This is a genomic window from Catellatospora chokoriensis, assembly GCF_011297315.1.
Lineage (GTDB): Bacteria > Actinomycetota > Actinomycetes > Mycobacteriales > Micromonosporaceae > Catellatospora > Catellatospora citrea.
The window spans coordinates 111,575-125,892 of sequence record NZ_JAAOTI010000027.1 but is presented as its reverse complement, the minus strand read 5'-3'; the positions used below and the strand labels follow the sequence as shown (position 1 = coordinate 125,892).

Below are 14,318 nucleotides of genomic sequence, written 5' to 3'. Positions count from 1 at the left end.
CTACTTCCGGCCTGGCAACCTGGGTTACCCGGTGTTCGACACGGCGGTGGGCAGGGTCGGGGTGTACATCTGCTACGACCGGCACTTCCCCGAGGGCTGGCGGGCACTCGGCCTCAACGGCGCGCAGTTGGTGTTCAACCCGTCGGCCACGAGCCGAGGCCTGTCGTCCTACCTGTGGCAGCTGGAGCAGCCCGCGTCCGCGGTGGCCAACGAGTACTTCATCGGGGCGATCAACCGGGTCGGGATCGAGGACCTGGGTGACGACGACTTCTACGGCACCTCCTACTTCGTCGACCCCGAGGGCGCGTTCGTCGGCGACACGGCCGACGCGCACCAGCCGGAGCTGCTCGTCCGGGACCTGGACCTGGACCTGCTGGAGACGGTGCGCGACCGCTGGCAGTTCTACCGCGACCGCCGGCCCGACGCCTACGGCCCGCTGACCCAGGCCTGAGGAGGCACGGCGTGTACCTGCTGATCAAGGGCGGCACGGTCGTCACCGCGACCGGCGCGCACCCCGCCGACGTGCTGGTCGAGGGCGAGAAGATCGCCGGGCTGTTCTCGCCCGACAGCACCCCGCCGGTAGAGGGCGCGCAGGTGGTGGACGCGAGCGGCAAGTACGTCATCCCCGGCGCGGTCGACGTGCACACCCACATGGAGCTGCCGTTCGGCGGCACCGCTGCCTCGGACACCTTCGAGACCGGCACCCGCGCGGCCGCGTTCGGCGGCACCACCACCATCGTCGACTTCGCCGTGCAGCGCACCGGCGAACGGGTCCCCGACGGGCTGGCCGCCTGGCACGCCAAGGCCGACGGCAACTGCCACATCGACTACGGCTTCCACATGATCATCGGTGGGGTCGACGACGAGTCCCTGAAAGCCATGGACTCCCTCGTCGACGCCGAGGGCATCAGCAGCTTCAAGCTGTTCATGGCGTACCCCGGCGTGTTCTACAGCGACGACGGCCAGATCCTGCGCGCCATGCAGAAAGCCCGCGACAACGGCTCCATGATCATGATGCACGCCGAGAACGGCATCGCCATCGACGTCCTCATCGGCCAAGCCCTCTCCCGAGGCGAAACCGACCCCGTCAACCACGGCCTCACCAGACCCGCCGAACTGGAAGCCGAAGCGACCCGGCGCGCGATCTCCCTGGCCCAGGTCGCCGGCGACACCCCCCTCTACATCGTGCACCTGTCGGCGTCACAGGCCCTCGAAGCCGTCGCCGCAGCCCGCGACACCGGCCGCAACGTCTTCGCCGAGACCTGCCCCCAATACCTCTACCTCACCCTCGAAGACCAGCTCGGCGCACCAGGCTTCGAAGGCGCCAAGTGGGTCTGTTCGACTCCCCTGCGCTCCAAGCACGAGCCGCACCAGCGGGATCTGTGGCGCGGGCTGCGCACCAACGACCTGGCCGTGGTCTCCACCGACCACTGCCCCTTCTGCTTCAGGGAGCAGAAGGAACTCGGCCTCGGCGACTTCTCGAAGATCCCCAACGGCATCGGCGGCGTCGAGCACCGCGTCGACCTGCTCTACCAGGGCGTCGTCGACGGCAAGCTCTCCCTTGCCCGCTGGGTCGAAACCCTCGCCACCACCCCGGCGCGCATGTTCGGCCTCTACCCCCGCAAGGGCGTGCTCGCCCCCGGTTCCGACGCCGACATCGTCGTCTACGACCCGAACGGCCGCACCCGCATCAGCGTCGCCACCCACCACATGAACATGGACCACTCCGCCTACGAGGGCTACGAGATCGCCGGCAAGGTCGACACCGTCATCTCCCGCGGCACCGTCCTGGTCGCGAACAACGAGTTCCACGGCCACAAAGGCCACGGCCGCTACCTCCCCCGAGGCCTCTCCACCTACCTGCGATAAGGAAGGGCACCTTCACATCGCTCTGCGTAGAGGAAGGGCACCCTCTTAACCCTCAACCCCCGGCCACCCGCAGCAACGTCAGCTCGAAAGGAAAGCACACAGTGGACATCGGGGTCGTGTTCCAGCTGGACCCGCCCGCGCGGCGGGTCGTGGAGCTGTCGCAGCGTGCCGAGGCGGCCGGGTTCAGCCACGTGTGGTCGTTCGACTCACACCTGCTGTGGCAGGAGCCGTACGTCATCTACAGCGCCATCCTCGCCGCCACCGAGAAGGTCATCGTCGGGCCGATGGTCACCAACCCCGGCACCCGCGACGTCACCGTCACCGCCAGCACCTTCGCCACCCTCAACGAGATGTACGGCAACCGCACCGTCTGCGGCATCGGCCGCGGCGACTCCGCCCGCCGCACCCTCGGCCTGCCGCCCGTCGACATCGCGCACCTGCGCGAAGCCGTCGGCGTGATCCGCGCCCTGGCCAACGGGCGCGAGGCGACCCACCGCGGCATCGAGATGCAGCTGCCCTGGGTCAAGGAGTCGGCCCTGGAGGTGTGGGTCGCCGCGTACGGCCCCAAGGCGATCAAGGTGACCGGAGAGGTCGGCGACGGCTTCATCCTGCAGCTCGCCGACCTCGACATCACCGAGTGGATGATCCGGCACGTGCGCCGCGCCGCCGAGCAGGCCGGGCGTGACCCGTCCGCGGTCAAGATCTGCGTCGCCGCGCCCGCGTACGTCGGTGACGACCTGGCCCACCAGCGCGACCAGGTGCGCTGGTTCGGCGGCATGGTCGGCAACCACATCGCCGACATCGTCGCCCGGTACGGCGACCACGGCGCGGTCCCGCACGCGCTGGCCGAGTACATCAAGGGCCGGCAGGGCTACGACTACGCCGAGCACGGCCGCGCCGACAACGCGCACACCGCGTTCGTCACCGACGACATCGTGGACCGGTTCTGCGTGCTCGGCCCCGCCCAGGCCCACATCGAGAAGCTGACCCGGCTCAAGGAGCTGGGCGTGGACCAGTTCGCGGTCTACCTCCAGCACGACGACATGGACCACACCCTCGCCGCGTATGGCGACACGATCATCCCGGCGATCAAAGCGTTGGGCTGATCCCGACGGCGAGCTGCTCGATCAGAGTGCGGTACGCGTCCTTCATGGGCAGCTCGCGGTCGATCCGGATGCGGCGGCGCGTCGCGGTGACGTCGACGCTTCGCACCGGGTCGTGGCCGGGTCGGTCGTACGTCTCCCACCACAGCCCGACACCCCGGCGCTGCCAGGCGGGCAGCTCGTTGAAGTTGATCCCGTGCTGGAACAGCAGCTCGTTCTTGCCCGCGGTCGTCGCGCCGTCGAGGGCGCGCGTGGCCTGCGAGCGGCTCAACCCGGCCTCACGCAGCGTCCAGTAGCACCAGCCGTTCAGGGCGCACCGGGTCGCGTCGGACTGCCGCCAGGAGAAGTAGTCGGCCACGTCGGCGGCCGAGACGCCGAGCCAGATCCGCGAGTCGAAGTGCGCCGGCACGCCCGCGCCATGGGTGAACGTTGCGCTGGCGATACCGGCGGAGATCGAGACCAGCTTCTCCACGCTGCGGCCGAACAGGTCGAAGCCGGGCGGCAGCAGCACGGAGATCTCGTCGCTCTCGGTGTACGCGTACCGCCCGCCGAGCTCGGTCAGCAGCGCCGTCGCGGTGGTGACCATATGTCCGCTGAACCGCTCGTCGAACGGCTTGTCGAAGTGCTGCTCGGTGAACCGCGAGAAACCCCGCCCGTCCAGCCGCAGCACCGTCCACGCGCCGGGCAGCACGGTCAGGCCGTGGAAGTACTCCCGCGACCGCTGCCCGGCCTCGAACTCGTCGGCGTCCACGGTCACTCCTCCTCGTCCAGCGGCTCGACCCGAAAGCCTCCCGCACCGTCGAACCCGACGGTGTACAGCTGGTCGAACCCGTCCACCCGGCGTGGGCGGCGCAGGTCACGGAGCACCGCGCGCAGCCCGGCGTCCGGCACCCGGGTGCGGTCGTCGCGGGCGGCGTTCCGGGCCGCCGAGCCCGCCGGATCGGGCGGGAACCAGTACCCGACGACGCTCGCACCGTACTCACGGGCGGCATCGATCAGGGGCTGCCACTGCGCCGGGGACGGGTTCGTGTTGTCGACCACCACGCTGCACCCTGCGGCGAGCGCCTCGCCGACCAGCCGCATCTCCCGGACCTGCCGGTGGCGGGCGTTGCGGAAGTCGTCCTTGCTCACCACCGCCCGGCCGTCGGCCAGCACCGTCCGGCAGAAGGTGCTCTTGCCCGACGCCTGCAACCCGATCAGCACCGCCACCTCGACCGGCATCTCAGCATCCCGCGAACCGGGCACCACGCCATCGGCGCGGTCCACGCGGGCAGGGATGCGGTTCACCCGCGAGAGTGTGCCCGGTCCCCTACAACCACCACCACCCGGCTCCACCACACCCACACCCCGCTCGGCAGGCACCCTCGCCGATCACCTGCAGTTTCGGGGGAACTGCAGGTATCAACGCAGGCATTGCTGCACTTTCCCCGAAACTGCAGGTGCCGGCCGCCCCGCTCAGCGCACGTCGGCGGCGTTGCGGTTGCGGGGGCGCCGGATGGTGCCGGATGGTCGCGCCCGGCGCCGGGACGGGCGACCGGCCGCGCTCCGCCCCGGCACACACGCGGTCGGAGCCGGCCGGGGCGGCGGCGGCACGACGGGCCGCCGCCGCCTGCGACACCTGGCCAGGACGGCCGACGACAGCGCGGCGAGCATCCCGGCCAGCAGCGCACCGCAGGGCATGACCGTTGCCTCCTCAGCCGTCCCGGACGTCAGGCCTCGACCAGCTCGGGCTCCGGCGCGGGGGCGGGCAGGTCGACGCTGGACCGCAGGGTGATCTTCGGCAGGGCGAGCGCGGCGAGCACGCCGACCACCCCGATGGCCGCCGACACCAGGAAGATGTGGCCGGTGGCGTCGCCGTACGCCTCCCGCACGATCGCCTGGGCGGCGGGCGGCAGGGCCTTGAGGTTGAGCGAGCCGCCGCCCGCCCCGGCAGGCAGGCCCGCGGCCGCGAGGTGGGACAGGATGGTCGTCTTGACCCGCTCGGCGAGGATCGCGCCGAGCACGGACACGCCGATGGTGCCGCCGAGCGAGCGGAAGAAGGTGACCGCGCCGGTCGCCGCGCCCAGGTCCTTCAGCGCGGCCGTGTTCTGCACGGCGAGCACCAGGTTCTGCATGGTCATGCCGACGCCGGCCCCGGCCAGCAGCATGCCCGCGCCGACGAAGGCCAGCGGCGTGTCGTGGTCGATGAAAGACAGGCCGAGGAAGCCTACGACCAGCACGATCGCGCCGGTGACGATGTACGGCTTGACCTTGCCGGACGTGGTGACCATGCGGCCGGTGACCGTCGAGGAGATCAGCACGCCGAGCATCATCGGCATGGTGAGCAGGCCCGCCTCGGTCGGCGTGTAGCCGCGCCCGACCTGGAAGTACTGGCCGAGGAACACCGCGCCGCCGAACATGGCCATGCCCACGGCGAGGCTGGCGAGGATGGCGAGGGCGGGCACCCGCTGCCGGATCACGTCGAGCGGCACGACCGGCCGCTCGGCGCGGCGTTCGACCAGCACGGCGAGGCCGAGCACGACCAGCGCGCACAGCACCATGGCGGCGGTCTGCCAGGACAGCCAGGCGAACGAGTTGCCGACGAAGGACACCCAGATCAGCAGGGTGCTCACGCCGACGGCGATCAGCCCGGCGCCGAGGTAGTCCACCTTGCCCTTCGACCGGGCGCCCGCCGGCAGGTGCAGGGTGAACTGCAGCATGAAGAACGCGATGACGGCGATGGGCACGCCGATGAAGAAGCACCAGCGCCAGCCCAGCCACGAGGTGTCCACGATCAGGCCGCCGAGCAGCGGCCCGGCCAGCGTTGCCACGGCCATGACGCCGCCGAGGTAGCCGTTGTAGCGGCCGCGCTCGCGCGGCGGGATCATCGCCGCGATCACGATCTGCACCAGGGCCTGCAGGCCCCCGACGCCGATGCCCTGGAACGCGCGCGCGGCGATGATCTGCGGGGTGTCCTGCGCGAAGCCGCTGATCAGCGAGCCGAGCACGAAGATGCCGATGGCGATCTGGACGAGCAGCTTCTTGTCGAACATGTCCGCCAGCCGCCCCCAGACCGGGGTGGTGGCGGTCGCGGCGAGCAGGGTCGACGTGACGACCCAGGTGTACTGCGTCTGGGTGCCGTTCAGCTCGCCGACGATGCGGGGCAGTGCGGTCGACACGACGGTCGAGCTGATCATGGCGACGAACAGCACGAGCAGCAGCCCGCTCAGGGACTCCAGGATCTCGCGGTGGTTCATGCGTACGGGTGGGGACACGGTGCTCATGCGAGGCAGCCTCGCACAAACTTGCGCAGTGCGCAAAATTACACTGCACGCAACTATGCCGTGACGGCACGAATTTCTCCGATGACCTCGGTCCATCGAGGACCGCGACTCGGCCGGCGGTGCGCGCCGGTCAGGCCGCGGGCAGCGGATACCGCGAGCGCAGCCGGGCCAGCTCCGGCGGGTGCACGTTCGCGGCGCTGAGATCCTGGTCGTAGTGGGCCAGCACGCGCCGGTCCATGACGGCCCGCCACAGCGGCGGCACCAGCGCCACGACGATCATCGTGGCGTAGCCGGCGGGCAGCTGCGGCGAGCTGTCGAAGCTGCGCAGCACCTGGTAGCGCCGCAACGGGTTGGCGTGGTGGTCGCTGTGGCGCTGCAACTGGAACAGGAAGACGTTGGTGACGACCCGGTCGCTGTTCCAGCTGTGCCGCGGGTCGACCTTGTCGTAGCGGCCCGTGGCGTTACGCGAGCGGGCCAGCCCGTAGTGCTCCAGGTAGTTCACCACTTCGAGCAGCGCGAAGCCGACCACCGCCTGCCCGGCCAGCAGCGGCAGCACCACCGGCCCGAACCAGGCGGTGAGCCCGGCGAACAGCACCACCGTCATGACCCAGGCGTTGAGGACGTCGTTGCGCCAGGTCCACGGGGTGCGCCCGCGCAGCCGGAACCTCGCGCTCTCCAGCCGCCAGGCCGAACGCAGGCTGCCCAGCACCGTACGCGGCAGGAAGGTCCAGAAGCTCTCCCCCAGCCGGGCGCTGGCCGGGTCCTCCGGGGTGGCCACCCGCACGTGATGGCCGCGGTTGTGCTCGACGTAGAAGTGCCCGTAGCCGGTCGGCGCGAGTGCGATCTTCGACAGCCACCGCTCCAGGCGCTCGCGCTTGTGCCCCAGCTCGTGCGCGGTGTTGATGGCGATGCCGTTCACGATGCCGATGCTGAGCACCAGCCCGGCCGCGCCGAACGGGCTCAGCCCGCCGCGCGCCCACACGGCGCAGCAGGCGGCCAGTGCCGCGTACTGCAGGGGCAGGTAGAGGTAGGTGAGCACGCGGTAGTAGCGCGAGCGCTGCAGCGCGGCGACCGCCTCCTCGGGCGGGTTCTGCCGGTCGTCGCCGACCAGCAGGTCGACGAGCGGGATGAGTCCGAACACGACGGCAGGGGTGAGCCACCAGCCCCACTCGTGCCCGCCGCGGGCGCTGGCCAGGCCCTGGAAGGGCAGCGTGGGCACGAGCAAGGCCGCGGGCCAGAGCCAACGGCGGGGGTCGCGCCAGGTCGCTTCGCTCATGGTCGCCTCCGCGATGAGGGGTGTACGGCGAGAATCCCACCGCCATCGACTGTTGACAATCACGAGTATTTTGTAAAGTCATGGGATGTCGCCCGTATCCCGCCGACCGTTTCCGGCACTGATCGCGCCGTCGCGGCCCGATCGCGACACCACGCGGGCGGCGATCGTGGCCGCCGCCCGGGAGCTGACCGTCACCCGCGGCTGGGCCGAGGTGCGCATGGCGGGGGTCGCCGAGCGGGCCGGGGTGAGCCGGCAGACCGTCTACAACGAGTTCGGCGGGCGCGCCGGGCTGGCCGACGCCATGGCCGCCGCCGAGATCGAGCTGTTCACGGCGGGCGTACGCGCGGCCCTGTTCGCGCACGGGTCGCAGGTGCGGGCTGCGGTCGCCGCCGCGGCGCGGTTCGCGCTGGACGAGGCGGCCGCCAACCCGCTGATCCGCGTCATCCTGACCAGCTCCCGCGGCGGCGCGGATCCGCTGCTGCCCTACCTGACCACCCGGTCCGACGTGGTCATGGCCGCCGCGGCGGTGCCGCTGCTGGAGTGGGCCGGCGCCTTCCTGCCCGCGGTCGAGCCCGACGAGCTGGCGTTCGCCGCCGACACCGTCATCCGCCTGGTGGTGAGCCACATCGTGCTGCCACTGCGGCCGGTCGGGCACACCGCCGAGGCGCTCGCCGGACTCGTCGTGCTGCTGCTCGACGCGTCGCGGCGGCACGCGCCCCGCTGACCGGAACCCGCCGCGTCGGGTACACGCCATGGCGTTTTGTCCATGTTAGGGATACGTCGCCGGTAAACTGAGCCCGACAGCTGTGCCCCGGACGGGCTGCGCCCCGAACAGGACGGGGGAACGGGTGTGAAGACCTGGCACATGGTGGCGGCGCTGGCCGCCGCGGCCGTGCTGACCCTGACCATCGGGTTGTTCCCGGCCCGCGCGGCGGGCCCGGACGGCTGCCCGCAGGCGGCCTTCGGCTTCACGTCCGACGAGCGCGACCGGATGCACGCCGCCGTCGACAAGACCCGCGCCGCCGCGCAGGCTCCCGGGATCACCGCCGGGGTGTTCGTGCCCGGCCGCGGCAGCTGGATCTGCGTGATCGGGGTGTCCGATCAGGAGACCGGCCGGGCGATGAACGCCGCCGACCGGTTCCGCGTCGGCAGCATCACCAAGACGTTCACCGGGACCGCCGTGCTGCAACTGGTCGACCGCGGGCTGATCGGCCTGGACGAGCCGCTCAGCCGATACGTCGACTGGCCCGACGGCAACGCGATCACGATCCGGCAGCTGATGAACATGACCGCCGGCGTCTACGACTACACCGAGGACCCGGAGTTCCAGAAGCGCTACCAGGCCGATCCGGCGGGCTCCTTCGGGCCGCGCGACGCACTCGACATCGCCCGTAACCATGAGCCCTACTTCCCGCCGGGCAAGGGCTTCCATTACTCCGACACCAACTACATCCTGCTGGAGACGGTCGTCGAGCGGGTCACCGGCCGGGCGATCGGCGACCTGATCGAGGAGGACATCGTCGACAAGCTCGGCCTGGCCTCGACCGGCTACCCCACCACGCCCGCGCTCGAACCGCCGTACGCGCGCGGCTACGACGAGACGCCCGACCCGGGCGACGCCGATGCGCTGCGCGACGTCACCTACTCCAACCCCGGCTACGCCGGAGCCGCCGGGGCGATGACGTCCAACCTGCGCGACCTGCGCGTCTGGGCCGCGGAACTGGCCAACGGCGCGCTGATCAGCGAGCGCCTGCAGCGCGAACGCCTGCAGACGGTGCCGCTGGCCAAGGACGCGCAGGTGTCGTACGGGCTGGGCATCGCCGACTGGGGCGGCTGGCTCGGCCACAACGGCACCATCCTGGGTTACAACACCGCGATGTTCTACCTGCCGGAGACCGGGGCGGTCATCGTGGTGGAGATCAACCGGTCCGCACTGGACACCGACCACGCGACGCCGCTGTTCGGCGAGCTCGCCAAAATCCTCTACCCGGACCGGTGACCCCGTGTCGCAGCCGTCGCAGGCGCCCACCGCGTGGCAGGCGGTCCCGCTCGACGAGCGCATCGCGTGGGCCCGCCACAACATGGTGCTGACCGCGCGCGCCGCGGCGGCGCTGCCGCCGCTGCACGGGGTGCGGCTGGCCTGCACCGTCCACCTGGACCTGAAGATCCTGCTCGCGATCGAGGCGTTCGCGCGGGCGGGCGCGCAGGTGGCGGTCGTGCCCGCCAACCCGCACACCACGCAGTGGGACGTGGTCGGCTGGCTGCACGCCGAGGGCGTGGAGACGGCGTTCACCCGGTTCGCCGACGAGGAGCGGGCGGCCGCGGCGTGCGTGGAGTGGGCCCCGACGCACGCGCTGGAGATGGGCGCGGTGGTGATGACCACGGCCGCGCGGGCGGGATACACCGGGCTGTCGGCCGGGGTCGAGGTCACCCGCACCGGCGTCGACCGGCTGTTCCGGGTCGAGGTGCGCCATCCGGTGTTCGACCTGGACGCGGTGCCGCTCAAGACGGTCCTGCACAACCGGTTCGCCGTCGGGACCAGCACCTGGGCCACCCTGACCGCACGCACCAACGTCACGTTGCACGCCAAGTCGGTGCTGGTGGTCGGCTACGGCGAGGTGGGCGCGGGGCTGGCCCGCACCGCGCGGGCGAACGGCGCGCAGGTCCTCGTCGCCGAGCCCGACCCGTCCCGGCGCGCGGTCGCCTCCTACGAGGGCTACCGCGTCGGCACGGCCGACGAGCTGATCACCGACGCCGACGTCGTCGTCACCGCGACCGGCCGCCCCGGCTCACTGCCCGCCCGCCTGTTCGCCCGGGCCAAAGACGGCTGCCTCCTGCTCAACTCCGGCCACACCGACGACGAGATCGAGGTCGACGCGCTCGGCCCCGGCCGCCCCGTCATCCCCCACCTCACCGCCCACCGCTACGGCGACCGCGAACTGTTCCTCTTCGCCGGCGGCCGCATCGCCAACCTGGTCGCCGGCGACGGCGACAGCCTCAACGTCTTCGACACCACGGAAGCCCTGATGATCGCCTCCCTCGCCTGGACCATCACCGAAGGCTCCACCTACCCACCCGGCCTCCACCCCCTCCCCACCACCGCCTGGCGCCCCGCCACCCCCTGAGGAGCGGCGACGATCTTGCGTGGACTGTGGGGATGACACACTCGAAAACCCCAAAACGGCAACAGTTCGCGCAAGATCGTTTTGATCATGGGCTGGTTGATCTCAGTGCGTGGTCAGCGGGCGATGGCGAGGTTGTCGGGGGCGCATACTGGCGGCCGTGCCTGAGACCTCTTTGCCGTCTGTGATCGCGTTGTCGCCGGTGGAGCAGCCGCCGGATGCCACGGTGCGGTTGCCGGGTTCCAAGAGCATCACCAACCGGGCGCTGCTGTGCGCCGCGCTCGCCGACGGCGAGAGCACGTTGAGCGGGGTGCTGTTCGCCGACGACACCCGGGCCATGCTGGGCGCGGCGGCCGCGCTGGGCGCGCAGGTCACGGTGGACGAGGCGGCGGCCACGGTGACGGTGCGCGGCGCCGACCCGCGACTGGCGACCGCGCCGGTGTCGGTGTTCGCCAACCAGTCCGGCACCACCGCCCGCTTCCTGCTGCCCGCGCTGGCCCTGCGCCCGGCGCGCGGGGTGCTCGACGGGGACGCCCAGCTGCGCGCCCGGCCGTTCGGACCGCTGGTCGAGGCGCTGCGCACGCTCGGCGCGCGGGTCGAGGAACCGGCCGAGGCGGGCCGGCTGCCACTGGCCGTGACCGGCCCGGTGCACGGCGGCCGGGTCCCGCTGCCGGGGCACCTGTCCAGCCAGTTCCTGTCCGGGCTGCTGATGGCCGGACCGCTGATGCGCGACGGGCTGGCCGTGGAGCTGACCTCGCCGCTGGTCTCGGTGCCGTACGTGACCATGACGGCCGCGGTGATGGCCGCGTTCGGCGTGCAGGCCGACGGGCTGGGCGTCGCCCCAAGCCGATACCGGGCCGCCGAGTACGCGATCGAGCCCGACGCGAGCGCCGCGTCGTACTTCCTGGCCGCGGCGGCGATCACCGGCGGACGGATCACCGTGGCCGGACTGGGCGCGGGCAGCCTGCAGGGCGACGTGCGCTTCGCCGACGTGCTGGAGCGGATGGGCGCGCGGGTGTCCCGGACCGCCGACGGCATCACCGTGACCGGCGGCGGCACGCTGCGCGGCGTCGACGTCGACATGGCCGACATCTCCGACACGGCCCAGACCCTGGCCGCGGTCGCGGTGCACGCCGACGGCCCGACCCGGGTGCGCGGCATCGGCTTCATCCGCGAGAAGGAGACCGACCGGCTGGCCGCGGTCGTCACCGAGCTGCGCCGGGCCGGCATCGACGCCGAGGAGCACGCGGACGGCTTCACCATCCGGCCGGGCCGGCCCGCGCCGACGCGCTTCGACACGTACGGCGACCACCGGATGGCGATGAGCCTGTCGCTGCTCAGCCTTCGCTCGCCCGGCATCGAGATCGACAACCCGCGGTGCGTCGCGAAGACCTACCCGGGTTTCTTCGCGGACCTGTCGCGGGTCACCGCCCGAGCGTGAAGGATCAAGCCTTATGGAGTACGTGAAGCTGGGCCGCACCGGCCTCGACGTGTCACGGCTGAGCCTGGGCTGCATGAGCTACGGCGACCCGAGCCTGGGCAGCCACACCTGGACGCTGCCCGAGGACGAGTCCCGCCCGTTCATCAAGCGGGCGCTGGAGCTCGGGGTCAACTTCTTCGACACCGCCAACGTGTACTCGCTGGGCAGCAGTGAGGAGATCCTGGGCCGGGCGCTGCGCGACTTCGCCGACCGTGACGAGGTCGTCATCGCCACCAAGGTGTGGGGCGTGATGCGCGAGGGCCCCAACGGCCGGGGCCTGTCCCGCAAGGCGATCATGACGGAGATCGACCACAGCCTGCGCCGGCTCGGCACCGACTACGTCGACCTGTACCAGATCCACCGGTTCGACCCGCACACGCCGCTGGAGGAGACCCTGGAGGCGCTGCACGACGTGGTCAAGGCGGGCAAGGCACGCTACCTCGGCGCGTCCTCGATGTACGCCTGGCAGTTCGCCAAGGCGCTGCACACCGCCGACGCGCACGGCTGGACCCGGTTCGCCACCATGCAGAACCACTACAACCTGATCTATCGCGAGGAGGAGCGGGAGATGCTGCCGCTCTGCCTCGACGAGGGCATCGGGGTGATCCCGTGGAGCCCGCTGGCCCGCGGCCGGCTGACCCGCGAGCCCGACGCGGTGACCGCCCGCACCAAGGACGACGCCTTCGGTGAGGGCCTCTACGCCAAGACGGAGGCAGCCGACCAGGCCGTCATCGCCGAGGTGGCCCGGATCGCCCGCGAGCGCGGCGTGCCCCGCGCCCAGATCGCGCTGGCCTGGGTGGCGAGCCGGCCGGGCGTGGTCGCGCCGATCGTCGGCGCGACGAAACCGCAGCACCTGGAGGACGCGGTGGCGGCATTGGACCTCACGCTGAGCGCGGACGAGGTGGCCGCGCTGGAGCAGCACTACGAGCCGCACCGGATCGCCGGGCAGTGACACGCGCGGACCGGCGCGTGAACCGGTAGCGTGTGCCCAGCCGTGGCTGGTGCCACACAACAGACATGACGGTCGGCGGAGATTCGAGGATTCGTGAGCGGACAGGTGAAGGACCAGACGGAAGCCCGGCGGGCGACCAAGGCGGAGCGGCGGGAGGCCCGGGTCGCCGCGGCGCGGGCGGCCAAGCGCAAGAAGATCGTGTACGGCATGCTCGGCACGTTCTTCGGCACGATCCTGCTGATCGGCTTCGCCTTCGTGGTGTTCAAGGACGGCGGCGACAGCTCCACGGCCGCGCAGCCGGGCGCCTCGACCAGCGCCGGGGCGAGCCCGGCGGCGGACCCCAACGCCGCCGACCCGAACGCTCCCGCGCCCGACGCGAAGTTCCCGCCGCTGCCCCCGGGCGCCGACCCCGCGCTGGGCACCAAGCCGGTGGTCACCAAGGGTGAGGGCACCCCGAAGGAGCTGAAGGTCACCACCCTGATCCAGGGCAAGGGCGCCACGGTCAAGGCCGGCGACAACATCACGGTGAACTACGTCGGCGTCAAGTACCCCACCGGTGAGCAGTTCGACGCGTCCTGGGACAGCAAGCAGGCGTTCCCGGTGACCATCGGCGTCGGCCAGGTCATCCCCGGCTGGGACCAGGGTCTGGTCGGCGTGAAGGTCGGCAGCCGGGTGCAGCTCGACATCCCGGCCAACCTGGCGTATGGCGACGGCCCGGACTCCCGGCTGCCCGGCCCGCTGCGTTTCGTCGTCGACGTGCTCGGGATCAACCCCGCCTGATCCGCGTCCCTCGCGGTGCTCCGCCCCCGGCTGCCCGGCAGCCGGGGGCGGAGTCGTCCGCGCCCCCGGATGACGGGCGATGGCCCCGCAGCCGAATGGGCAAAATGCCTCAAATCAGCGCCCTTCGGGCTATGGTCGAGCAGCGGAACATGGCTCGTCCGGTGCGCCGCCACGCTCGCGGCCCGGCGGCCCGTCCACGTTCCGCGGGCGGCACGAAGGAGAGGGCGATGGCAACGAGCAAGATCAGCTGGATCACCGCCGGGCTGGTGTCCGCGGCGGCCGCGGGCGTCGGCGCCGTGCTGGCGTACCGGCGCCGCCGCAACCAGGCGACCGAGGACAGCTACACGGCGCTGGCCGGACTGAGCTCACACCAGAACGGCAAGCACAAGAAGGAACGGATCCCGCGCAAGCTCAAGAAGAGCCGCGCGCACGCCGAGGCGCTGGCCTCCGGGCACGGCGGCCAGCACTGGTGA

The 14,318-nt window shown here is 71.6% G+C and carries 14 protein-coding genes; 10 read left to right on the top strand and 4 right to left on the bottom strand.

What is annotated here, in order from left to right:
• The 3 genes from HAV39_RS32540 to HAV39_RS32530 form a co-directional block, all read left to right on the top strand.
• A partial coding sequence (locus tag HAV39_RS32540) for a nitrilase-related carbon-nitrogen hydrolase (RefSeq protein WP_280528755.1) occupies positions 1-451 on the top strand: 451 nt, incomplete at its 5' end.
• Between the two features lie 11 nt (positions 452-462).
• Positions 463-1,869: a dihydropyrimidinase gene (hydA, locus tag HAV39_RS32535; RefSeq protein WP_191842999.1), complete on the top strand. Its 1,407-nt coding sequence runs from the start codon at positions 463-465 to the stop codon at positions 1,867-1,869.
• A gap of 101 nt (positions 1,870-1,970) precedes the next feature.
• A complete protein-coding gene (locus HAV39_RS32530; RefSeq protein WP_191842998.1) occupies positions 1,971-2,975 on the top strand; it encodes a TIGR03842 family LLM class F420-dependent oxidoreductase in 1,005 nt (334 codons plus the stop codon).
• On the opposite strand, the gene HAV39_RS32525 is transcribed toward HAV39_RS32530, so the two are convergent.
• The 4 genes from HAV39_RS32525 to HAV39_RS32510 all read right to left on the bottom strand — a co-directional run bounded on the left by HAV39_RS32525 (position 2,959) and on the right by HAV39_RS32510 (position 7,511).
• Complete coding sequence (locus HAV39_RS32525; protein ID WP_191842997.1) at positions 2,959-3,723, bottom strand: tRNA(His) guanylyltransferase Thg1 family protein; 765 nt, start codon at positions 3,721-3,723, stop codon at positions 2,959-2,961. The two genes, HAV39_RS32530 and HAV39_RS32525, sit on opposite strands and share 17 nt — an antisense overlap.
• A gap of 2 nt (positions 3,724-3,725) precedes the next feature.
• Positions 3,726-4,259, bottom strand: coding sequence for an ATP-binding protein (locus HAV39_RS32520; RefSeq protein WP_203736798.1), 534 nt, complete (start codon positions 4,257-4,259; stop codon positions 3,726-3,728).
• A 422-nt stretch (positions 4,260-4,681) separates the two neighbouring features.
• Positions 4,682-6,235 carry an MDR family MFS transporter gene (locus HAV39_RS32515; RefSeq protein ID WP_191842996.1) on the bottom strand — a complete coding sequence of 518 codons (1,554 nt, stop codon included), beginning with the start codon at positions 6,233-6,235 and terminating at the stop codon, positions 4,682-4,684.
• A gap of 130 nt (positions 6,236-6,365) precedes the next feature.
• Positions 6,366-7,511: an alkane 1-monooxygenase gene (locus tag HAV39_RS32510; protein WP_191842995.1), complete on the bottom strand. Its 1,146-nt coding sequence runs from the start codon at positions 7,509-7,511 to the stop codon at positions 6,366-6,368.
• Positions 7,512-7,596: 85 nt separating this feature from the next.
• Here HAV39_RS32510 and HAV39_RS32505 point away from each other — a divergent pair, with 85 nt between their 5' ends.
• The 7 genes from HAV39_RS32505 (at position 7,597) to HAV39_RS32475 (ending at position 14,318) form a co-directional block, all read left to right on the top strand.
• Positions 7,597-8,235 carry a TetR/AcrR family transcriptional regulator gene (locus HAV39_RS32505; RefSeq protein WP_191842994.1) on the top strand — a complete coding sequence of 213 codons (639 nt, stop codon included), beginning with the start codon at positions 7,597-7,599 and terminating at the stop codon, positions 8,233-8,235.
• Between the two features lie 126 nt (positions 8,236-8,361).
• The gene (locus HAV39_RS32500; RefSeq protein ID WP_191842993.1) at positions 8,362-9,510 is read left to right on the top strand and encodes a serine hydrolase domain-containing protein; all 1,149 of its coding nucleotides are present in this window, start codon (positions 8,362-8,364) and stop codon (positions 9,508-9,510) included.
• 4 nt (positions 9,511-9,514) lie between these two features.
• Positions 9,515-10,636, top strand: a complete 1,122-nt coding sequence (locus HAV39_RS32495) for an NAD(P)-dependent oxidoreductase (RefSeq protein ID WP_191842992.1) — start codon at positions 9,515-9,517, stop codon at positions 10,634-10,636.
• Between the two features lie 157 nt (positions 10,637-10,793).
• Positions 10,794-12,074: a 3-phosphoshikimate 1-carboxyvinyltransferase gene (aroA, locus tag HAV39_RS32490; RefSeq protein ID WP_239121076.1), complete on the top strand. Its 1,281-nt coding sequence runs from the start codon at positions 10,794-10,796 to the stop codon at positions 12,072-12,074.
• Positions 12,075-12,087: 13 nt separating this feature from the next.
• A complete protein-coding gene (locus HAV39_RS32485) occupies positions 12,088-13,065 on the top strand; it encodes an aldo/keto reductase (protein ID WP_191842991.1) in 978 nt (325 codons plus the stop codon).
• Positions 13,066-13,158: 93 nt separating this feature from the next.
• On the top strand, positions 13,159-13,845 hold the full coding sequence (locus HAV39_RS32480) for an FKBP-type peptidyl-prolyl cis-trans isomerase (RefSeq protein ID WP_239121077.1): 687 nt from the start codon (positions 13,159-13,161) through the stop codon (positions 13,843-13,845).
• 227 nt (positions 13,846-14,072) lie between these two features.
• On the top strand, positions 14,073-14,318 hold the full coding sequence (locus tag HAV39_RS32475) for a hypothetical protein (protein WP_191842990.1): 246 nt from the start codon (positions 14,073-14,075) through the stop codon (positions 14,316-14,318).

What these genes read in the sequence shown, in the direction of transcription:
- HAV39_RS32505 (WP_191842994.1), top strand. Translation starts at nt 7,597, where the DNA reads ATGTCGCCCGTATCCCGCCGACCGTTTCCGGCACTGATCGCGCCGTCG.
- HAV39_RS32510 (WP_191842995.1), bottom strand. Translation starts at nt 7,511, where the DNA reads ATGAGCGAAGCGACCTGGCGCGACCCCCGCCGTTGGCTCTGGCCCGCG.
- HAV39_RS32515 (WP_191842996.1), bottom strand. Translation starts at nt 6,235, where the DNA reads ATGAGCACCGTGTCCCCACCCGTACGCATGAACCACCGCGAGATCCTG.
- HAV39_RS32475 (WP_191842990.1), top strand. Translation starts at nt 14,073, where the DNA reads ATGGCAACGAGCAAGATCAGCTGGATCACCGCCGGGCTGGTGTCCGCG.
- HAV39_RS32485 (WP_191842991.1), top strand. Translation starts at nt 12,088, where the DNA reads ATGGAGTACGTGAAGCTGGGCCGCACCGGCCTCGACGTGTCACGGCTG.